Annotated in this window: 14 protein-coding genes, 1 tRNA gene and 1 other RNA gene; 4 read left to right on the top strand and 12 right to left on the bottom strand. The window is 71.4% G+C overall.

Annotated features, from left to right (window positions below):
• Window positions 1-83: 83 nt before the first annotated feature.
• The 10 genes from ACZ4NB_RS04430 to ffs form a co-directional block, all read right to left on the bottom strand.
• Window positions 84-878, bottom strand: coding sequence for an SURF1 family protein (locus tag ACZ4NB_RS04430; protein ID WP_467658205.1), 795 nt, complete (start codon window positions 876-878; stop codon window positions 84-86).
• Window positions 879-963: 85 nt separating this feature from the next.
• Entirely contained in the window at window positions 964-2,397 is a 1,434-nt protein-coding gene (locus ACZ4NB_RS04425; RefSeq protein ID WP_467658204.1) for a hypothetical protein, read from the bottom strand.
• Window positions 2,394-3,056 (bottom strand): SigE family RNA polymerase sigma factor, encoded by a 663-nt coding sequence (locus ACZ4NB_RS04420; RefSeq protein WP_467658202.1) that lies wholly within the window; start codon window positions 3,054-3,056, stop codon window positions 2,394-2,396. Before ACZ4NB_RS04420 ends, ACZ4NB_RS04425 begins: the two co-directional genes overlap by 4 nt.
• A 485-nt stretch (window positions 3,057-3,541) precedes the next feature.
• On the bottom strand, window positions 3,542-4,657 hold the full coding sequence (locus ACZ4NB_RS04415) for an aspartate-semialdehyde dehydrogenase (RefSeq protein ID WP_467658200.1): 1,116 nt from the start codon (window positions 4,655-4,657) through the stop codon (window positions 3,542-3,544).
• Complete coding sequence (locus tag ACZ4NB_RS04410) at window positions 4,654-5,925, bottom strand: aspartate kinase (protein ID WP_467658199.1); 1,272 nt, start codon at window positions 5,923-5,925, stop codon at window positions 4,654-4,656. Before ACZ4NB_RS04410 ends, ACZ4NB_RS04415 begins: the two co-directional genes overlap by 4 nt.
• Before the next feature lie 262 nt (window positions 5,926-6,187).
• Window positions 6,188-6,850, bottom strand: coding sequence for a DUF5063 domain-containing protein (locus ACZ4NB_RS04405; protein ID WP_467658197.1), 663 nt, complete (start codon window positions 6,848-6,850; stop codon window positions 6,188-6,190).
• On the bottom strand, window positions 6,843-7,442 hold the full coding sequence (recR, locus tag ACZ4NB_RS04400) for a recombination mediator RecR (protein WP_006604196.1): 600 nt from the start codon (window positions 7,440-7,442) through the stop codon (window positions 6,843-6,845). Before recR ends, ACZ4NB_RS04405 begins: the two co-directional genes overlap by 8 nt.
• A 51-nt stretch (window positions 7,443-7,493) precedes the next feature.
• Window positions 7,494-7,844, bottom strand: a complete 351-nt coding sequence (locus ACZ4NB_RS04395) for a YbaB/EbfC family nucleoid-associated protein (RefSeq protein ID WP_467658196.1) — start codon at window positions 7,842-7,844, stop codon at window positions 7,494-7,496.
• A gap of 387 nt (window positions 7,845-8,231) precedes the next feature.
• Complete coding sequence (locus tag ACZ4NB_RS04390; protein ID WP_467658195.1) at window positions 8,232-10,823, bottom strand: DNA polymerase III subunit gamma and tau; 2,592 nt, start codon at window positions 10,821-10,823, stop codon at window positions 8,232-8,234.
• A gap of 84 nt (window positions 10,824-10,907) precedes the next feature.
• Window positions 10,908-11,006: signal recognition particle sRNA small type (gene ffs, locus ACZ4NB_RS04385), an RNA gene on the bottom strand.
• A 131-nt stretch (window positions 11,007-11,137) separates the two neighbouring features.
• Between ffs and ACZ4NB_RS04380 the strand changes: the two genes are divergently transcribed.
• Window positions 11,138-11,222, top strand: a tRNA-Ser gene (locus tag ACZ4NB_RS04380).
• A 295-nt stretch (window positions 11,223-11,517) separates the two neighbouring features.
• On the top strand, window positions 11,518-12,432 hold the full coding sequence (locus ACZ4NB_RS04375) for a PASTA domain-containing protein (RefSeq protein WP_467658193.1): 915 nt from the start codon (window positions 11,518-11,520) through the stop codon (window positions 12,430-12,432).
• A 253-nt stretch (window positions 12,433-12,685) separates the two neighbouring features.
• Here the strand turns inward: ACZ4NB_RS04375 and ACZ4NB_RS04370 are convergent, their stop codons facing one another.
• Window positions 12,686-14,722 (bottom strand): TerD family protein, encoded by a 2,037-nt coding sequence (locus tag ACZ4NB_RS04370; RefSeq protein ID WP_467658192.1) that lies wholly within the window; start codon window positions 14,720-14,722, stop codon window positions 12,686-12,688.
• 309 nt (window positions 14,723-15,031) lie between these two features.
• Between ACZ4NB_RS04370 and ACZ4NB_RS04365 the strand changes: the two genes are divergently transcribed.
• Both ACZ4NB_RS04365 and ACZ4NB_RS04360 read left to right on the top strand, forming a co-directional pair.
• On the top strand, window positions 15,032-15,526 hold the full coding sequence (locus ACZ4NB_RS04365) for a hypothetical protein (RefSeq protein WP_467658191.1): 495 nt from the start codon (window positions 15,032-15,034) through the stop codon (window positions 15,524-15,526).
• A 584-nt stretch (window positions 15,527-16,110) separates the two neighbouring features.
• Window positions 16,111-18,879 (top strand): SpoIIE family protein phosphatase, encoded by a 2,769-nt coding sequence (locus ACZ4NB_RS04360; RefSeq protein WP_467658189.1) that lies wholly within the window; start codon window positions 16,111-16,113, stop codon window positions 18,877-18,879.
• Here ACZ4NB_RS04360 and ACZ4NB_RS04355 read toward each other — a convergent pair.
• Window positions 18,839-20,839 carry an ABC transporter ATP-binding protein gene (locus ACZ4NB_RS04355; RefSeq protein ID WP_467658188.1) on the bottom strand — a complete coding sequence of 667 codons (2,001 nt, stop codon included), beginning with the start codon at window positions 20,837-20,839 and terminating at the stop codon, window positions 18,839-18,841. The two genes, ACZ4NB_RS04360 and ACZ4NB_RS04355, sit on opposite strands and share 41 nt — an antisense overlap.
• Window positions 20,840-21,080 lie beyond the last annotated feature (241 nt).

Raw genomic sequence — 21,080 nt, 5'->3', positions numbered from 1 at the left:
AGGGTGGAGGGCCCCCCGGGGGAAGCCCCCCAAGCCGCCTCCCCCCACACAACCCCACCCCTCAGCCCCCACTCCCCGAGCCCTCACCCCTCCGGCAAGATCCCCAGCGCTGCGTCCCGTGCCGCTTCGGCTTCGCGGCGGAAGAGGCGGAACCACATGAAGACCACGAATCCGGCGAAGACGAACCACTCGCCGGTGTAGCCGAGGTTCTGGAATGCCTTGAGGTCCAGGCCGCTGCCCTCGGCGGCGGCCGGGGGGACGGCGCGCAGCGGGGCCTGGACCTCGGCGAGCGTGATCCAGCCGTCGTAGACCTCGTACGGAACGATGTTGACCAGCGACGCCGCGCTGATCATGCCGAGCTGCCCCCGCGGCAGCCCGCCGCCGGCCTGCACACCGTCGGTGCCCTGGTTCTCGGAGGCCTGCAGCGCCCCGGTGACCGTCACCTCGCCCTTGGGCGGCGCGGGCACCTTCGCCGTATCGGCCTTGTCGCCGGCGTCACCGGGCAGCCAGCCCCGCACGACGGGGAGGGCCTTGCCGCTGTCCGTGCGCAGGAGGTTGAGGACGTAGAAGCCCTGCCGGTCGCCGTGTGCGCCCTTCAGGGTGCGGCCGGGTACGAGCAGTTGGTGACCGGGGTCGTAGTGCCCGCGGGCGCTGGCCTGACGGCCGGAGGTGACCTGGTCGACGGGCAGCAGGCCGGCGAGGGGACGCGCCACCGCGGCCTTGGCCCGGGCGGAGCGGTCCTCCTGCTGCTGGTGGGAGTCGACCCGGTCCTCGAAGCGGCTCAGCTGCCAGCTGCCCATGAAGATGCAGAAGGGAATCGCCAGTACGGCGAAGACGTTGATCCCCCACCACCGCGGGGTCAGCAGGAACCGGTACACACCACCACGGTACGGGGCCTGTACGGCGGGCCCGCACCGCCCCCTCCACGTCCCGCGTCCACCGCGCGGACCTGGGCGTCGGCCGCTACTGGGCCGCCAGCGCCTCGGTGCGGTACACCGTTCCGGCGCAGGCGTCCGCGACCTTCGCCTCGGTCGCGGCGGGCTCCCCGGCCTCCGGCGTGTGGCTGAGAACGATCCCTCCGGGCGCGGTTCCGCCACCGCCGGTCCCGGCGTCGCCGCCCGCCTGACCGCTGCCGTCACCGGCCGGTGCGGCGCCGGAGTCCGGGGACTGCTCCGGCTCCTTGGACGGGTCGGGGGTCGGTGAGGGCCCCGGGGTGACGCATCCGGTGGTGCCGCCACCGGCCTCGGGGATCCAGGCGAACTTGACCTCGTACGCCTCCCCCGGCTTGAGAACCAGCTGGTCAGGGGTGGTGGCCGGGTCGGGTAGACCGGTGGCCTCGTCGCCCGAGGTGTGGTCGACGACGTGTATGCGGTCCGGGTTCGTGGAGCCCTGGGCGACGACGCCGACGGCGCCACCGCCCTCGACGGAGCAGGCCGTGGTGGAGGTGTTGACCACACGGAACGAGCCATAGACGCGGCCCGAGGTGTCCGCGGGGAGGACCGTGCCGGTGCCCTGGCCGAGCTGGTCGCGGGAGCACACCGGCGAGGTGACGTCCATGGTCGCGTCCGGGGCGGGGGTACCGGCCCCGGCGCCATGGCCCGCGCCGTTCTTCTCGGCGGCCTTGCCCTTGCCCTCGGGCGCGCGTCCGCCGGGCTTCGCGCCGGCCGCGTCGGTCGGCCGGGGTCCGGCGTGCTCGGTGCCCTCGCCGTGTGCGCCTTCGGCGCCGCCCTGGGCCGCCTGGCTGCTCGCGGTGTTGGCGGACCGGTCCGTGGAACCGTCCGCGAGGTCCACGACGTGGACCATGGCCGGGATGGACGTACCGCCGAGCAGCAGCGCGGCGGCCGCTCCCACGACGGCATGACGCCGGCGCTGGCGGCGGGCGGGTACCGCGCGGCGCAGCTGCTCCAGCGCGTCCGGCGCGGGTTCGAGGTCGGCGACGCGGGACTGCAGGAGCCGCCTCAGTTCGTCCTCGCCGCCGAAGCCACCGCCCGTGGGGTGGCTGCGGCCGTGCCGGTCGTCGTCATCGCCGCCACTGCCGCTGCCACCGCCGAAGGTGACGTCGGCCCGCGCATCACGATCGTGCGCGGCGTCGTCGTAGGCGATGCCGTCGCCCCGGTCCGTGTCAGCGCCAGGGCCGGTCTCCACGCCCTGGCCCGCCTCGGCGTCCCGGCTCGTCTCAGCGCCCTGGTCGGTCTCGGCGTCCAGGCCCGCCCCGGCGCCTCGGCCGAGCGTCGCGCCACCGCACGGACGGCCGGCGACCGGTTCGTCTTCCTGGCGCCCCTGCGCCTCACGCACCGCATACGAACCGAACGCCCCATGCGTACCAACCGGCTCCCGCAGGCGACGTGTTCCCCACGCGCCCGCCGAGTCGCGCCGGCCGAACCTTGTGCCACTCATGCGGGAGCCTCCATCGCGACGCGGAGCGCCGCGATCCCGCGCGATCCGTACGCCTTGACCGAGCCCAGCGATATGCCCAGCGTCTGGGCCACCTGCGCCTCGGTCATATCGGCGAAGTAGCGCAGAACCAGTACCTCGCGCTGGCGGCGCTGCAGCCCGCGCATCGCCTTGATCAGCTGGTCCCGCTCCAGCAGGTCGTACGCGCCCTCCTCGGCGCTGGCCATGTCGGGCATCGGCTTGGAGAGCAGCTTGAGCCCGAGGATGCGGCGACGCAGCGCGGAGCGCGAGAGGTTGACGACGGTCTGCCGGAGGTAGGCGAGGGTCTTCTCGGGATCGCGCACCCGCCCGCGCGCGGAGTGCACGCGGATGAATGCCTCCTGGACGACGTCCTCGCAGGAGGCGGTGTCGTCGAGGAGCAGCGCGGCGAGACCGAGCAGCGAGCGGTAGTGCGCGCGGTAGGTCTCGGTGAGGTGGTCGACTGTGGTGCCCGCTGCCATCGCCTCGTCAGAGTCCCCACTCTGCGAAGGAAGCTGCGCGGGACGCGTGGCGGGCCAGGGGGCGATCACCGGCATGCCCCCGGCCCCACGGGGCCGCTGCGGGCGCACTGCCGCCCCTGCCGCGCCCGCTGGGGCGATCGTGAATCCGAGTACCTCTGCCACGCCTGTTGGACACGCTTCCCCCCATAAGGGTTGTACGCGCAAGGCACCGCTTTTGACGATGCATCAAATGCCCTCATGCGTACCAGCTCTTCCCGAATGTCCCATTCACTCTGACGCGCTTGTCCTGACACCCGGGGCTCGACCAGCGGCCCGCGGACATCCCGGGCCACCCCTGAGGGCGGCCACAAAGACGCGCCCCGCCCGACTGCCGGTTGCAGTGTGGCGGGGAGCGAATGGTCGAACAGATCGTCAGCCCAGATCAAGACGTAAGGGCCGGCAATTCGCTCACAGGATCTTCACACAACCCACAAAGTATCGCCCAGGCGGTCGGGCCGCGACGGCCAATCCCGCCAAGTCGCCCGGTAGCGAGCCTTCGGCGTACGGGCCTCCGGTGCACCAAGCCCAGCTTGCCCCACCGGGATCACGCCCCCGCTACCGACCCCCACCGGGCCGACCGGCTCGCGACCCGCCCCCGGCCCGCGTCCCTACCCCCGCAGCTCCGCCGCCACCAACTCGCCGATCTGCGCCGCGTTCAAAGCCGCGCCCTTGCGCAGATTGTCCCCGCACACGAACAGCTCCAGCGCCCGCGGATCGTCCAGCGAGCGCCGCACCCGGCCGACCCAGGTCGGATCCGTACCGACGACGTCGGACGGGGTGGGGAACTCCCCCTCGGCCGGATCGTCGCTGAGGACGACCCCGGGGGCGGCGGCCAGGATCTCGTGCGCGCCGGCGACCGTGACCTCGTTCTCGAACCGCGCGTGCACGGCCAGCGAGTGGGTCGTGAGCACCGGCACCCGCACACAGGTCGCGGTGACCGGCAGGTGCGGCAGCCCGAGGATCTTGCGGGACTCGTTGCGGACCTTGAGCTCCTCGGAGGACCAGCCGTCCTCCTGGAGCGAGCCGGCCCAGGGCACGACGTTGAGCGCGATCGGCGCCGGGAACGGCCCGAGCGTGTCCCCGACGGCCCGCCGCACGTCACCGGGCGTCCCGCCCAGCTCCGTACCGCTCACCGCCGACAGCTGCGCCCGCAGCGTGTCGACGCCGGCCTTCCCCGCACCCGAAACGGCCTGGTACGAGGAGACGATCAGCTCGCTCAGCCCGTACTCGGCGTGCAGCGCGCCCAGCGCGACGATCATCGACAGCGTCGTGCAGTTGGGGTTGGCGATGATGCCGCGCGAACGCACCCGCGCGGCATGCGCGTTGACCTCGGGGACGACCAGCGGCACCTCCGGATCCATCCGGAAGGCGCCCGAATTGTCCACGACCACCGCGCCCTTGGACACCGCGACCGGCGCCCACTGCGCGGAGACCTCGTCCGGGACGTCGAAGATCGCCACGTCGATGCCGTCGAGGGCGTCCTCGCTCAGCGCGACGACCTCGACCTGCTCGCCCCGTACGGTCAGCTTGCGGCCGGCCGACCGGGGCGAGGCGATCAGGCGGATCTCACCCCAGATGTCGGCCCGCTCGGAGAGGATCCCGAGCAGCACCGAGCCGACGGCACCGGTGGCGCCGACGACGGCGAGATGCGGCCTGGGAGCCGTACGGGCGTCCGTCCCCGCCGTGTCGGCGAGGGACGGACGGCCCGCCTCGGCCGGAATCATCGTCCGGTGCCGCCATAGACCACGGCCTCGTCGCTCTCCGTGTCGAGACCGAAGGCGGTGTGCACGGCGCGCACGGCCTCGTTGACGTCATCGGCGCGGGTGACGACCGAGATGCGGATCTCGGAGGTCGAGATGAGCTCGATGTTCACGCCGGCGTTCGACAGCGCCTCGAAGAACGTCGCCGTGACGCCCGGGTTGGTCTTCATACCCGCGCCGACCAGCGAGATCTTGGCGATCTGGTCGTCGTAGCGCAGCGACTCGAAACCGACCGCGGCCCGGGTCTTCTCCAGGGCGGCGACGGCCTTGCGGCCCTCGGCCTTGGGCAGCGTGAAGGAGATGTCGGTCAGGCCGGTCGAGGCGGCCGACACGTTCTGCACGACCATGTCGATGTTGACCTCGGAGTCCGCGATCGCGCGGAAGATGCGCGCGGCCTCGCCCGGCTTGTCCGGGACGCCGACGACCGTGACCTTCGCCTCGGAGGTGTCGTGTGCGACGCCCGAGATGATTGCCTGCTCCATCGACTGGTCCCCTTGCGGTTCGTTGCTGACCCACGTGCCCTGCAGCCCCGAGAAGGAGGAGCGGACGTGGATCGGGATGTTGTAACGGCGTGCGTACTCGACGCAGCGGTGCAGCAGCACCTTGGAACCGGAGCTGGCCAGCTCCAGCATGTCCTCGAAGGAGATCCAGTCGATCTTCCGGGCCTTCTTCACGACCCGGGGGTCGGCGGTGAAGACGCCGTCCACGTCGGTGTAGATCTCACAGACCTCGGCGTCCAGCGCGGCCGCCAGCGCCACGGCGGTGGTGTCCGAGCCGCCCCGCCCCAGCGTGGTGATGTCCTTCTTGTCCTGGGACACGCCCTGGAAGCCGGCGACGATGGCGATGTTGCCCTCGTCGACCGAGCTCTTGATGCGGCCCGGCGTGACATCGATGATCCGTGCCTTGTTGTGCACGGAGTCGGTGATGACACCGGCCTGGCTACCGGTGAAGGACTGCGCCTCGTGACCGAGGTTTTTGATCGCCATCGCCAGCAGGGCCATGGAGATCCGCTCTCCGGCGGTCAGCAGCATGTCGAACTCGCGCCCCGACGGAATCGGGGACACTTCCTGCGCGAGATCGATCAGCTCGTCCGTCGTGTCGCCCATCGCCGAAACCACGACGACCACCTGGTGGCCGTTCTTCTTGGCTTCGACGACTCGCTTGGCAACGCGCTTGATGCCCTCGGCATCCGCAACGGATGAGCCGCCGTACTTCTGCACGACAAGGCCCACGTGCGCTCCTCGCAACTGTCTCTTCGGGAGTTTCCTCCCGGACCCCCGAAATGGGGGTACTGCGGTCGGCTCAGTCTATCGAGCAAGCGGAGTCCGCCCTGCTGGTACCACATCGTGAGATGTGCGACCCACTGCGTGAGCCAGGCGTCCCGGGGCGGTTCCGCCGGGCGCCCCATCGCGCCCGCTCGGCGAGCACATGCCCGCTACAGGCCGGTACACACGAAAACGTAACCCAGGTCACAGGCCGGGGCGCCCCGGGGGCTCAGACTCCGCGCAGCCCCAGCGGACCGGCGATCTCGGCCGCCATGACCTTCCCGGCCTCCTCGGCGAGCCGGTCCTCGTCGCCGTCGGCCCCGCTGTCGGTGTCCAGGCCGTCCAGGGCGTCCAGCGGCTGGTCGAGGCGTACGTGGGCGACCAGCGACTGCAGCGCGCGCAGGGCGGCCGAGGCGGTCGGGCCCCAGTTGGACAGGTAGGAGAACTGCCACCACCACAGGGCCTCGCTGACCCGGCCCGCCCTGTAGTGCGCCAGCCCGTGCCGCAGGTCGGTGACGACGTCCGCCAGGTCGTCGGAGATGCGGCACGCGACCGGCTCGCTGCGCGGCACATACGGGTCGAAGACCTCGGAGTAGACGTCCACCGGGTCGAGCAGGACCGCGAAGCGCTCCCGCAGGTCGTCGACGTCCGGCTCCGGCCCGGTGTCCGGCTCGTACCGCTCGTCGGGGACGATGTCCTCGTGGGCGCCCAGCCGTCCGCCGGTGAGCAGCAGCTGGGAGATCTCCAGCAGCAGGAAGGGCACCGCGCTGTCCGGCTCGTCGCCCTTGGCGACCTCCGTGACGGCGACGATGAAGCTCTCGATCGAGTCGGAGATCGAAACGGCGAAGTCGTCCGGGTCCTGTGTCGCGTTGTGCAGCGTGGCATCAGACATCGAGAAGTCTCCTCCCTTCGAAGGCCCGCCCGAGCGTGACCTCGTCGGCATACTCCAGATCGCCTCCGACCGGCAGTCCGCTCGCCAGTCGTGTCACTCTCAGGCCCATGGGTTTGATCATGCGGGCCAGGTACGTGGCCGTGGCCTCGCCCTCCAGATTCGGGTCGGTGGCCAGGATCAGCTCGGTGACGGTGCCGTCCGCGAGCCTGGCCAGCAGTTCCCGTATCCGCAGGTCGTCGGGGCCGACGCCCTCGATCGGGCTGATCGCCCCACCGAGGACGTGGTAGCGGCCGCGGAACTCGCGGGTCCGCTCGATGGCCACGACGTCCTTGGGCTCCTCCACGACACAGATGACCGCCGGATCGCGCCGCGGGTCCAGGCAGACCCGGCACTGCTCCTCCTGCGCCACATTGCCGCAGACGCTGCAGAACCGGACCTTCGCCTTGACCTCCATCAGCGCGTTCGCGAGCCGGCGGACATCGGTCGGCTCGGCCTGAAGGATGTGGAAGGCGATCCGCTGCGCGCTCTTGGGACCGACGCCGGGCAGCCTGCCCAACTCGTCGATCAGGTCCTGGACCACGCCTTCATACACGGAACGTCTTCTCTCTCTTCTGCCGTGCTGCGTACGCTAGTTGGCTACTCCTCAGAAAGGGAGACCGGGGATGCCGCCGCCGCCCAGACCCTGGGCGAGCGGACCGAGCTTCTGCTGCTGGAGCTGCTGGGCGCTGGCATTGGCATCCCGGACGGCCGCCAGCACGAGGTCGGCGATCGTCTCGGCCGTCTCCTCCGCGGAGTCGACGTCGACCGCCTTGGGGTCGATGACCAGGCCCTTGAGCTCACCGGAGCCGGTCACCGTGGCCTTGACCAGGCCGCCGCCCGCGGAGCCCTCCACGGGCGTCTCCGCCAGCTCCTGCTGGGCGGCCGCGAGGTCCTGCTGCATCTTCTGGGCCTGCTGGAGCAGCTGCTGCATATTGGGCTGACCACCGGGGATCACGACGTGACTCCTGCCATACGACAACGATTGGTGCGGTAGCCCGAGCCTACGTGTTCCACCGCCCCCGCGCCCTACTGCGTAAGGAGGAGCACGGGTGTACGCCTGATGTAGGCCCGGTGGGAGCGTGTCGTTCACCTCGCGCCGGTCCGGCCGGGGGGACCGCGCCGGTCCGACAGGGAGGATCCGCGCCGGTCCGGCCGGGACGGGAGCCAGGACTGAGGCCAGGCTGGGGCCAAGGACAGGCCCTATCGCCGCGCCTCGCTCGCCACCCCCGCAGGCGCCCGCTCATCGCCCTCCGCGCCTGCTCATCCACATATCCGCATCCGCGTATCCGCGCAGACGCACTGAGTCACCCCCCAGTCGTCCCCCAGTCATCCCCGTATCCGCTCACTCATTGTTGAACTCCTCCAGCACCGTCGCGCCCAGCTCCCGCACGATCAGGTCGTGGCCGCTGAGGGCGGAGTCGACCAGGTCCGGGTCGTCCTCGGCCGGCATGTCGTACTCGATCGACATCGGCGGGGGCTCGGGGGTGTACGAGGGCTCCGCCGCGGGGGCGCCGCCCTGACCGCCCCCCGCAGACGCCGAGGGGGCCACCGCTTCCCGCGCCATCCGCGCACCCTGGCTGCCGCCGGCGCCGCCCTGGCCGTACTGCCCGCCGGAGGACTCGGACGCACCCTGGCCGCCCTGCTGGGGCGGGGGTGCGGACTGCGGCGGCGCGGCGGGCGCTCCGCCACCGAAGCCGCCACCGCCTCCGCCGGGGCCGCCGCCGAAGCCGCCACCGCCGCTGCGGGGCGCACCGCCGGCGGGCGGATTGGCCCCACCGGACGGGTCGACGATCGCCTCCACGCGCCACTGCACCTGGAACCGCTCGGCGAGCACGTCCTTGAGGACGTCCTCGCTGCCGCCGTTGGCGAAGCTGTCGCGGGCGCCGGCATTGGGGAACCCGATCTGCAGGGTCGTCCCGTCGAAGCCGGAGACCTGCGCGTTCTGGCTCAGCAGAATCCAGGTGAACCGCCGCCGGTCCTTCACCGCCTCCAGGATCTCCGGCCACATCTGCCGCACCTGCGCGGCACCCTGCGCCGCCCCGGGGGCCACTCCGGCCTGCGGCGGCTGCTGCTGCGCGACCGGATGCCCACCGGCCGCCGGAGCGGTCTGCGCCGGCTGCGGCGGTACGGGCGCGCCGCCCGCCGGGCCGGTCCCCGCGGGCGCACCGCCCTGCGACCCCTGGCCGCCCTGGCTCTGCGGCCCCTGGCCGCCTTGGCCCGGCGCCACGGCCGTCGGCCAGCCGCCGGGCTGCCGTGCCCCGCCCGCGCTGCCCGCTCCGCCCGCGCCGTTGCCACGGCCCGCGGCTCCGGGCCAGGCCCCGGGCCGTGCGGGCGCGCCCTCCTGGCCGGCGCCCTGCGCACCGCCCGCCGGACCGCTCTGCGGCCCTCCCGCGGCACCGCCGCCGGCCCCCTGCTGCTGCTCTCCACCGGGCGCGGCCATGGCCCCGCCGGGCGCGCCCGAACCACCCGCATCCCGAGCCGGAGCCGGAGGGGCCGTCGCGGCCGGGCCGCCCGCAGCAGCCGGTGCCCCCGCACCGCCACCCGGGCCGCCATGCGCCGCCGCACCGCCGCCTGTCGCGCCCCGCACCGCGGCACGGGCTGCCGCCGGACCGGACGGCCCCGCGGCCGGCATCGCCGGATGCGCCTCCGGGCCCGGCACATACCCGGCCGCCGGCCCACCCGTGGCCACCACAGGCGCGACCCCGGCCCCCAGGTCACCACCAGGACTGCCGGTCACACCGCCGGCACCGCCCGCCCCGCCGAGCAGCGCCGCACCCGCACCGCGCTCCAGGCGGTCCAGTCGCGCCTGCACCGACCGCTCGTCGTCGTACGCCGCGGGCAGCAGCACCCGCGCGCAGATCAGTTCCAGCTGCAACCGGGGCGAGGTCGCCCCGCGCATCTCCGTCAGGCCCGTATTGACCAGATCGGCCGCCCGGCTCAGCTCGGCCGCGCCGAACACGGACGCCTGCGCCGTCATCCGCTCGACCACATCCGCGGGGGCGTCGATCAGTCCCTTCTCCCCCGCGTCCGGCACCGCCGCCAGGATCACCAGGTCCCGCAGCCGCTCCAGCAGGTCCGCCACGAAACGGCGGGGGTCGTTGCCGCCCTCGATGACGCGGTCCACCACCTCGAAGGCCGCCGCCCCGTCCCCGGCGGCGAACGCCTCCACCACCGAATCCAGCAGCGACCCGTCGGTGTACCCCAGCAGGGCCGTCGCCATGGCGTACGTCACACCCTCGGCGGCAGCGCCGGCGAGCAGCTGGTCCATCACCGACATCGAGTCACGCACGGAGCCGGCGCCGGCCCGCACGACCAGCGGCAGCACCCCGTCCTCGACCGGGATGTCCTCCTGGCCGCACACCTGCCCCAGGTAGTCGCGCAGCGTCCCGGGCGGCACCAGGCGGAACGGATAGTGATGGGTCCGCGACCGAATCGTCCCGATGACCTTCTCGGGCTCGGTCGTGGCGAAGATGAACTTCAGATGCTCCGGCGGCTCCTCGACCACCTTCAGCAGGGCGTTGAACCCCGCGGAGGTGACCATATGGGCCTCGTCGATGATGTAGATCTTGTACCGGCTGCTGGCGGGCCCGAAGAACGCCTTCTCCCGCAGCTCACGGGCGTCGTCCACGCCTCCGTGCGACGCCGCGTCGATCTCGATCACATCGATGGACCCGCGCCCGTTCCTGGCCAGGTCCACACACGACTGGCACGTCCCGCAGGGCGTGGGAGTGGGACCTTCCTCACAGTTCAGGCATCGCGCGAGAATCCGGGCGCTGGTCGTCTTGCCGCAGCCGCGTGGCCCGCTGAACAGATAGGCGTGGTTGACCCGGTTGTTCCGCAACGCCTGCTGCAGCGGATCGGTCACGTGCTCTTGCCCGATGACCTCGGCGAAGGTCTCGGGTCGGTATCGGCGGTACAGCGCAAGGGACGACACGCATACGACGATATCGGGCCCCACTGACAACCGGCCCTTCCCCAAGTTCTCCGCTTCGCTCCAGCAGGGGCGGGCCCCATCGCAAACGCAAGCGCCCCCCACGCACCCGCCAGAGCCGACCTACCCTTGCTGCCTTCCGGCCCTGGGGGAGTTCAGTCAGATAGCGCCACGTGAGGGGCTGCGCACCACAGTAGCGGATCCACCCCCCGACAGCCGAACCCGACCCCGGCCCGCACCCCCGCTCCGACCCCCTCCGCGCCCCTCCCCCGGATCATGTTCGCGAGCACTCCCCAACGTCTTGTATTGTTTGCGGCGGAGGATTCGCCTAGTGGCCTAGGGCGCACGCTTGGAAAGCGTGTTGGGGGCAACCCCTCACGAGTTCGAATCTCGTATCCTCCGCCTGATGGAAGGCCCCGACCGGTTCACCGGTCGGGGCCTTCGTCGTTTCGTGGTCGCAGTTTCGGCTGCAATCGCGTGATCGACTCCTCCCGCGAGCCTCATGGGCCAGATCTGGCCGACCTCCCCTGTTCAGCGGCGAAACCTTCGGGCTGCTGCGTACTCTCGCCCGTCCACCCCCCTTCCCAGAGTCCGCTCGAACCTCCCGAGGGAAGCCGTGTACCCGACACACCCATATGTCCCGCCACCACCTCTGCCTGTGCGGCGCTGGTGGCAGCACCCGGCGTTAGTCGTCCTCTTGCTGATCTTCTTCCCGCCCGCTGGGATCGCGCTGGCATGGCTGACGCTCTGGAACCCGGCGAAGAAGATCGTCGCGACGGCGCTCTCCCTGCTCTGGTTCATTGTGATCCTCGTCTCGGACCCGAAGACATCACAGGATGAGGCGAAGGCCGCACTGCCACAGAGGCCAACCACCGAGCAGTCAGCCGCTGCGTCGCCTGCGCCCAGCAGGAGCGAGCCTCCCCGCTACGTGGGGAAATCCCTCAGGGAAGCCCAAGAAGCCGCAGCCGTCGACGGCTACAACGCCGTCTCCCACGACGCCTCCGAGAACGACGCCGCCCAGTGGGACGCCGACAACTGGCACGTCTGCTTCCAGGCAAAGGCCAAGCAAGCCGGAGCCGATCCAGCGCTCGACTTCGGCGTAGTCCAGAGCGGGACTCCCTGCCCGGCCAAGGACGGCGCCCCGATCCCCTGGCCGAAGATGCCGGACGTCGTGGGCATGACCTTCACCAAGGCGTCGGAATCGGTGGAGAAGAAGGGCATCACCGAAATCGAGGCCGAGGGCGCATACACCGATGTCGCCCCGCCCACCGAGCCGGATGAGTGGAAGGTGTGCTTCCAGGATCCAGAGGCCGGCAAGGAAATCCCGAACCCAGAGCAGCAGACGGCGTATCTCAAGGTGGCCGAGCCCGGCACCTCATGCCCCAGGTCGGAGGGCAGCAGGCTGCACCCCGTTCCGAATCCCCCCGGCGGGGGGAACGACAGTTCCGGAGGCTCTACGTCTTCGGGCGGCTCCGGCGACGACAGCGGCAGTCGACCGGTCAAGCATCCCGGTTCGTTCTGCTCCCCCGCCGGTGCAGTCGCTGTCTCCTCCTCCGGTACCCCTCTGGTCTGCGGCCCAGCCTCTGACGGCCGCAATCGCTGGCACTCCTGATTCCCACGTCTGAGCCCTCCCCCGTGGTGTCCTGCAACGGGGGAGGGCTCAGGCGGTTCAAGGAAACGATCAACAGGTGCGAACTCTCAGACCACTTCGGGCAATTGCTCTTCGCGGCCGATGCTGAGCCGGCTGCCGCCATTCCCGAGCTCAGGGCGCGCAGCCGGTTTGCAGCCCCCTGGCCTCTAGGCCACGCGCCCCGTGGGCAGTCGCGGGTGCGAGGTGCTCGCGTGTCACTGTCCACGGCCGCGTGTCATTCGGATACGGCATGTACCTTCGTTGCTGCTCGCCGGGGCGTCGGACGATCCAGGTGGACAACCACACTGGTGTAGAAGCGATGCACGGCGTCATCGACGCTGCGGATGAAACCCGATTCGGCGTTGCCACGACCGCTGCCCATGCCTTTGAAGAGGGACAGTCGGAAGCCGGTGATCCGGCTGTCGTTGATCTTGGGGATCATGTCCGCCGGCTCCGGGCGGAGCCGTTCCAGCGTGCCCCGCGGCCCCCCGGCCTCTCCTTGGACCAGCGTTTCGACGTGCAGGTCTGCCGGTGCCTCGGCCAATCGGCGGATGAGGCGTTTGGCCCACGTCAACGGGTAGCCCTGCTCGGGTGCGGGGATCTCGATGGAGGTGCGGAGCTTGGCGGTGCGCAGGTCGGCGCTGATCGCCAGGATCCCCGGTGCGCCCTCGATGCGGAGCTCTGCCTGAAGTCTGCCGTCGCGGCACAGCTGATCGGCCAGGAGGCTGCGGCGCGCTTTCGGATCGGTTCCACGCTTGGCGCGCTGGACGGGCAGTATCTTCTGCCCAAGTTCGCCACCGAGGCTGAGGCAGAGCTGACGGATGAGCCGCTCCCAGCTCTCGACCACGTCCAGGGCGCGCGAGTCGCCCTGGCACAGGGTTTCGTCATCGATCCCGTTGCGTACGGGGACCCAGGCCGATCCCATGTTCTGGAAGCCGTGGCAGCCGGAGTTCTCATGCCGTAGGTAGTACAGCAATTCCTGGAGCAGCCAGGCATGCGCCCTGTCTCTGACGCCCTCGTGCCGGATCAGCATCTGTGCCTGGTACGTGACTTCGGCCCAGGAGAGGTGCCAAAGGGCCACCTTGTGTTTGCGCCGTCCATCGATTTTCACGTCGACGAGCGGGCTGCCTTCCAGCGCGACATCGTTCGACAGGGTGATCACAGCCTCGTATCCACGGCGTGCGGCGATGTCCATATACGCCTGCACCTGATCGGGCTTCAGGTCATTGCCGTTGGTCTTGGTTTCCACCAGCGCGGTCCACAGCTTGCCGGCCCGCTCGACACGGATCACTCCGTCGGGGCGGCGTGGGGCATCACCGTGCGGCAGGGAGACCTCGGTGAACGTCTCCATGCGGCCCGCCGGTGCTCCGAATGCCGCCGTGAGCCTCCGGCCGAGCTCCGGTACTTGCGCCATCACCGACAGCAGTACCGACGTAGCGCGCATCTCCCGGTCCCGGTCGCTCTTGAGCACCGAAACCGGAAAGAGTCTGGCCTGCTTCCAGGACTCGTTCTCCGCCAGAGACTTCCTGGCCGCCTTGGGCACGGTGACCTTCTTCGCGGTGCGCGGCCGTGCCGCCTTCTTCGGCCCCACCTCGTCGCAAGGCGGGCGGGGAGACGGAACCAAGCCTGGTGACGCCTGCGGTTCCTGCTCGACGACCGAAACGTGAACCGTCATATCGGCTTGCTCGTTGCTCACTGCGCCATTCAGCGCTTCTTCTACGCCCGCGTCGTCCTCGATGTCGACGCCGAAGTCCGTCGCCAGGCCGGCCAGGCCGGCGTCGTAACCCTGCCCGACGGCACGGAACTTCCACTCTCCCCCGCGCCGGTACAGCTCGCCGAAGATGATCGCGCTCACCGTTCCTGCGTCGTCGATGGCGAACCTGAGGAGGTTCTCGCCGCCCCCGTCGGCCAACGTCACCTTCAGGTCTTCCAGTTCCCCGAAGCCGGCCCCCTGATAGCGGCTCGCTGCCACGACGATCCGGTCGATGTCGGCCGGGACAGCCGTCAGATCGAAGCTGATCCTGTCCTCGTCGCCGCTCTCCGTCGGCGTCTTGCCCAGTAGTTGCACACTGCCGTCAGCGGCAACCGGGTTGTTGTAGAAGTAGAAGTCGCTGTCACTGCGCACCTTGCCGTTCGCCCCCAGCAGCAGGACGGACACATCCGCATCGCCTTCACCGGTCGGACTGACCCAGCCCAAGCTGAGGATCACCGAACCGGCGTTCTCACTCAGGGCCGTCAGCGCGACGTTCGAGCCCTTGGCCATGTCATGCATGGAGCCCCCAGATCTCGCAAACTCGGGCACTTGGCTGCCCCACCCAGGCAGCTCACCCAGCACCGTTATGTGATGTACGGCACAGTCAAAGACTGTAGTTCCCACACACCAGACCGTGGGGGGTGTCCGGAAAACATCCGGCCTGCTTCGGTGGCGGCCGGGCAGGAGCACGGCCGGATGGACCCGCACGCCGCGCCCGGCCTATGCCCCAACCCGATAGGCGCGCCCGGCACTTGAGCACGGCGGAGCCGGCGCGCGGCATACCCTGGGCGCCCCCTACGAGAACTCGGCGTCCGCGGAGGTGGCCAGGTGGTCGACGGTGATCAGTCCCCCGGGGCCGGTGGGTTTCTTGGTGTGTGGCTGGACGAGATCGCCATCGAGCTGTCCAAGCTGGGGGCGCTTGCGCTCCCGGAGGGCTTCGCGGACGACTACAGCCCTGGCACGCTGCCCGTCCTGGAGGCTGCGGCCATCGCCTACCTGGAACAGGGGGGCAACACCGATCTCCTCGTCCGCGGCCTGGGCGCCTATCTGGGGGAGGCCGTCTTGTACACGGCCGGGGGGCGCTGGGAGTGGTCCGGATGCGGGGAAGGCGATCCCGTCGTGGTCGTGGACCCCGTGCACAAGGCGGGGCCGGTCGATGTGTGCGGCATCGTCCACAGGGCTCTGGACGAGGCCACCGGCGAGGTGTTCGCCGAGGAGCACGGATGGATGGAGATCGCCGCGGCCGCGCAGATGGACAGGGATCCGTCCTGGCGGCCGGTGAAGGAAGTGGACGGCGTGGAGCGTCCTCAGGGGCGCGGCTGATCGGTCGGGGGACAGGAGCCGCCGCGCGAGTGGGCCGGGTGCCGCGGGCAGGTGGTGGGTGAGTGCTCGGCACCGTCTGCTGGTCGGTACATGCCCGTCCCCGGCGTCACCCCCCTGCCGAGGCCGCGCTGGGGCCTGGTCGCCGCGTGGAGCGTGCGCCCCCGGGTCACCACCGCTTACGCCTGCCTCGCGGCTCCCCCCATAGCGGTACTCGTCGTCACCTTCGTGGCCGGTCGCCGGGACAGCCGACCCCAGCCACCTCCGATGCCGGTCGCCGGGACAGCCGACCCCAGCCACCTCCGATGCCGGTCGCCGGGACAGCCGGCCCCAGCCACCTCCGATGCCGGTCGCCCGGACGGCCGACCCCAGCCGCACGCGATGCCGGTAGCCGCCCGCCGGCCGCCATCTACGTGCATGTGCCACGTGCCCGAGCCGGCAACCGGCCCCGGGCGGCCCCGGGCCGGTTCTGGGCCGGTTCTGGGCAGGGGCGGGGCGGCCCGGCGCCGCCCGCTCTCGTCATACCGTCATCCGATACCCCGGCGTGGTGTGTGTCGGAGGTGCCAAACGAGCGGTACATATGGGACATGGCCCGAAAATCCGGCCGCTTCCCGTGGCTGCCTTCGGGGCGCTGGTTCACCGGTCGGCGCCCGGGCCGCAGTCGGCGTGCGCACAGTGCCGCCTCGCCGGGATCGCCGGGGCGACGCCCGCGGCCGCTGGCCAGTGTCCACAGCGTCGCCGGTCAGCTGTTCCTTCTGCAGGTCCTGATCGTGCTGCTGCTCGTCGTGGCCGCGGTGATCACGCTGCTGGTGCAGGCCCGCAGCGACCGGTTCCAGGGGGCGCGCGATCGTTCGCTGGCGGCGGCCGAGGCGTTCGCGCACAGCCCCGGGCTGGTGGAGACGCTGCGCGGCAAGGACCCGTCGGCGGTGCTCCAGCCGCGGACGGAGTCCGCCCGCAAACAGGGCGGGCTCGACTTCATCGTGATCATGAACCGGGACGGCATCCGCTACACGCACCCCAAGCCGAAGGAGATCGGCCGGCACTTCGTCGGCACCATCAAGCCGTCGCTCAACGGCAAGGTCACGCTGGAGAGCGTCCACGGCCCGCTCGGTCACGAGGTGCAGGCGGTGGTGCCGGTCATGGACGCGCACGGCAAGGTCGTGGCCCTGGTGTCGGCCGGTATGCGGGTCAGCCGTGTGAGCAGCGCGATCGACCGGCAGCTGCCGGTCGTCCTCGGCACCGGGGCGGCGGCGCTCGGCCTGGCCACGGCCGGTACCGCACTGGTGAGCCGGCGGTTGCAGCGCCAGACCCATGGGCTCGGACCGGCGGAGATGACCCGTATGTACGAGCACCACGACGCGGTGCTGCACGCCGTGCGCGAGGGCGTGATCATCGTCGACGCGGACGGGTGCGTCCTGCTGGCGAACGACGAGGCGCGCCGGCTGCTCGACCTGGCGTCCGACGCGGAGGGGCGCCCTGTAGACGAGCTGGGGCTCTCCCCCGGGGTGGCCGAGCTGCTGGCGTCCCGGCGCGCGGTCACCGACGAGGTGCTCCAGGTCGGCGACCGGCTGCTGGCGGTGAACAACCGGCCCACCGACCGCCGTGGGGGCCCGCCCGGCAGCGTGGCCACGCTGCGGGACTCCACCGAGCTGCTCGCCCTCGCGGGGAAGGCCGAGGCCGCCCAGAGCCGGCTGCGGCTGCTCTACGACGCCAGCGTGGCGATCGGTACCACCCTGGATGTGCGGCGCACCGCCGAGGAGCTGACCCAGGTCGCCGTGGGGCGGTTCGCCGACTACGTCACCGTCGACCTCGCCGAGCCGGTGCTGAGCGGCGAGGAGCCGCCGCAGGGGGCGTATGAGGAGGCTCCGGAGCTGCGCCGGGTGGCGCTCGCCGGCATCCGCGACGACCATCCGCTCTACCATGCGGGCGAACTCCACAGCTTCGCCGGGACCACGCCGATGGCCATGGTCTTCGTGACCGGGGAGTCCGTGCTCGTACCGGATCTGCAGGTCGCCGACCACTGGCGCGACCAGGACCCCGAGCGCTTCCAGCTGGTGCTGAGCCACGGCTGCCAGTCGCTGATCACCGTGCCGCTCCAGGCGCGCGGGGTGCTCATGGGGGTGGCCAATTTCTGGCGGACCCGGGAGAGCACCGCCTTCGAGGAGAGCGAGCTGTCGCTGGCCGAGGAGATGGCGGCCCGGGCGGCGGTGTGCATCGACAACGCCCGGCGCTTCACCCGCGAGCACGCCCTGGCCGTCACGCTGCAGCACAGCCTGCTCCCGCGCGGTCTGCCCGAGCAGAACGCCCTCGACATCGCCCACCGCTACCTGCCCGCGCAGACCGGGGTGGGCGGCGACTGGTTCGACGTCATCCCGCTGCCGGGCGCCCGGGTCGCGCTGGTCGTCGGCGACGTGGTCGGCCACGGCCTGCACGCGGCCGCCACGATGGGCCGGCTGCGCACCGCGGTGCAGAACTTCTCCACCCTCGACCTGCCGCCGGACGACCTGCTCAGCCACCTGGACGAGTTGATCAACCGGATCGACCAGGAGACGGCCGCGGCCAACGAGGACGCCATGGTCGCGGGGGCCACCTGCCTGTACGCGATCTACGACCCCTCCTCCGGGGTGTGCAGCCTGTCCCGCGCCGGCCACCTCCTGCCGGCGCTGGTGCATCCCGACGGCACCGTGGAGTTCCCCGAGCTGCCCGCGGGCCCGCCGCTCGGTCTCGGCGTGCTGCCCTTCGAGTCGACGGACCTGCCGCTGGCCGAGGGCAGCAGCCTCGTGCTGTACACCGACGGCCTCGTCGAGGACCGCAACCGGGACATCGACACCGGATTGCGGCTGCTGGCCACGGCGCTGGCGCAGCCGGGCCGGACGCCGCACGAGACCTGCGAGGCCGTGCTGGCCGCCCTGCTGCCGGACCGCCAGCGCGACGACATCGCGCTGCTCGTCGCGCGCACCCGCCGACTGGCCCCCGAGCGGATCGCCGACCGGGAGGTCCCCTCCGACCCGGCGGCGGTGGCCGACGCGCGCGCGGAGATCACCCGGCAGCTGACGCAGTGGGGCCTGGCGGAGTCGGCCTTCACCACCGAGCTCATCGTCAGCGAGCTGATCACCAACGCCATCCGGCACGCCACCGGTCCGATCCGGGTGCGCCTGCTGCTCGACTCCACGCTGATCTGCGAGGTCTCCGACACCAGCAGCACCGCTCCGCACCTGCGCTACGCCGCGGCGGAGGACGAAGGCGGCCGCGGTCTGTTCCTCGTCGCCCAGCTCGCCCAGCGCTGGGGCACCCGCTACACCCCCGGCGGCAAGATCATCTGGGCCGAGCAGGCCCTTGACCGGCCCCTTCTCTGACCGGTCCGGTCCTCGATCGGCCGGCGGCGCGGCTCGGGGCGCCGTTGTGGGTGCGGGCGGGGGGATGGGCGTGGAAGAGCGTGTCGTACAGGCCGTGCCGGTCCAGGAGTTGGGGGTGGGTGCCCGACTCCACCAGTCGGCCGCCGTCCAGGACCAGGATGCGGTCGGCTTCCACGGCGAGGTCCAGGTCGTGGCTGATCACGATCGCGGTGCGGCCCTCGGCGAGGCGCCGCAGCGGGCCGAGGATGCGCTGGGTGGCCAGCACGTCCAGGCCGGTGGTGGGCTCGTCGAGGACGAGTACCGGGGCGTCGCGCAGCACGGCGCGGGCGATCGCGACGCGCTGGAGCTGGCCGCCGGAGAGGCGGGCGGTACCGGGGGCGATGACGGTGTCGTAGCCCTCCGGGAGGGCGCTGATGAAGTCGTGGGCGTCGGCCGCCCGGGCGGCGCGTACGACCTCGTCGTGGGAGGGGTGGACGTGGACCAGCCCGCAGGCGATGTTCTCCTCCACGGTGTCGTGCAGGACGAGGGTGTCCTGCGGCAGCAGGGTGATGTTGCGGCGGAGCTGGGCCAGCGGCATCTGGTCCACGGGCACGTCGTCCAGCCGGATGCTGCCGGTGTCCGGGTCGTAGAACCTCAGCAGCAGCGCCGCCAGGGTCGACTTGCCCGCGCCGCTCGGTCCGGTGATGACCAGCAGTTCGCCGGGGACCGCGGTGAAGGAGAAGTCCTTCAGGACGTCCTCGGAGCCTCCCGGGTAGCGGAAGTCGACCGCCCGCGCCTCCACCTCCCCGACGGCGCGGTCGAAGCGCGGCGGGGCGGCCAGGGACGGCGGCGGGTCGCTGACGGCGGGGCGGGCGTCGAGGATCTCCAGCAGGCGCTCGGAGCCGGCGGTCGCCTCGGTGGCGGTCAGGCCGAGCTGGCCCAGGGAGCGGATCGGCGGGTAGAGGTAGCCGACGAAGGCGGCGAAGGCCAGCAGCTGTCCGAGGCTCATCCGGCCCGCGGAGATCTCCCACGCCCCGAGGCCGATGATCGCCAGCACGCAGAGGGTTTCGAGCAGTTCCACGATCTGGTCGTAGAGCCCGTTGAGGCGGGCGCTGCTCACCGAGGCCCTGAACCAGGTGTCCGCCCGGCGCTGGAGGCGCTGCTCCTCGTCGTGCTGCCGGTTGTACGCCTGGGTCATCACGACGTTCACCAGGCCCTCTTCGACGACCGAGGTGATGGCGCCGTCGGCGGCGCGCTCCCGGCGGGAGATCTCCTTCACCCGGCTGGTGAAGCGCTGGGTGGCGTACCAGAACACCGGGGCCAGCAGGAATGTGGCCAGTGCCAGGTCCCAGCGCAGCCAGAGGGCGGCACCGGCGTAGAAGACGATGCCGAACAGGGCCGCGACGGCCTGCACGAGGCCGGAGACCACGAGTTCCTCGATGGCGTCGACATCGCCCGTCATCCGCTCCAGCAGGTCGCCGCGGCGGTTGCGCTGGAAGAAGTGCGGCGGCAGCTTCTGCAGATGGGCGAAGACCCTGGCCCGGAGGCGCATCACGAAACGCTCGGCGGTCCAGGCCGCGAGCGAGTTGCCGAGGTAGCCCACCACCGCGCCGATGACGGCGACGCCGAGCCACACCCCGGCGGGCTGCCAGAAGGCGCTGACCGAGCCCTTCTGCAGGGCGTTGTCGGTGAGTTGGGCGAAGACCAGGATCGCCACGGTCTCGGTGGCCGCGGCCCCGATGGCGGCCAGGCAGACCAGGAAGATCCAGCGGCGGTCGCCTTTGGTCAGCGGCCAGAAGCGACGGATCGACTCCTTCAGGCCGACGCGCCTGGTGCGGATCGAGGGGTCCGCCTGCGCCGCCCACAGGCCGCGCCCGAGGCCCTGGCCCTGGCCAACGGGCGGTGTTCCGGTGCCTTGTTGGGGCGGCGGCGCGGGCGCTTCATCGCGTGCCGTTCGCCGGCGGGAGCTGCGCAGATGCATGGTCGCTACGTCATCTCGGGCTGCTCGGGAAAGCCGAGGCTGGGGAACCGCGGGGTGCCCCTATACACACGAGGCGGACCCGCGTGTCACGCGAGCCAGCCTCGAGCTCAGAGCTTTGACTTAGTCGTAGTAGCCGAAGTAACGGCGCCTACGGAGCCTGCGACCGTGCCTGCGGCGGAACCGCCGACGGCCGCGGTGCCCACCGTGGTCGTCCCAGTCGCACCTGTCGCGCCTACGTGGG

This window comes from Streptomyces sp. NPDC026575 (assembly GCF_055567415.1).
Note: the sequence above shows the minus strand (reverse complement) of the source record. Positions and strands in the feature narration are given on the sequence as shown.

Excerpts from the sequence above, each read along its gene's own strand:
- ACZ4NB_RS04370 (WP_467658192.1), bottom strand. The coding sequence starts at position 14,722 with ATGCATGACATGGCCAAGGGCTCGAACGTCGCGCTGACGGCCCTGAGT.
- ACZ4NB_RS04355 (WP_467658188.1), bottom strand. The coding sequence starts at position 20,839 with ATGCATCTGCGCAGCTCCCGCCGGCGAACGGCACGCGATGAAGCGCCC.
- ACZ4NB_RS04405 (WP_467658197.1), bottom strand. The coding sequence starts at position 6,850 with ATGTCTGATGCCACGCTGCACAACGCGACACAGGACCCGGACGACTTC.
- ACZ4NB_RS04360 (WP_467658189.1), top strand. The coding sequence starts at position 16,111 with ATGGCCCGAAAATCCGGCCGCTTCCCGTGGCTGCCTTCGGGGCGCTGG.
- ACZ4NB_RS04425 (WP_467658204.1), bottom strand. The coding sequence starts at position 2,397 with ATGAGTGGCACAAGGTTCGGCCGGCGCGACTCGGCGGGCGCGTGGGGA.
- ACZ4NB_RS04415 (WP_467658200.1), bottom strand. The coding sequence starts at position 4,657 with ATGATTCCGGCCGAGGCGGGCCGTCCGTCCCTCGCCGACACGGCGGGG.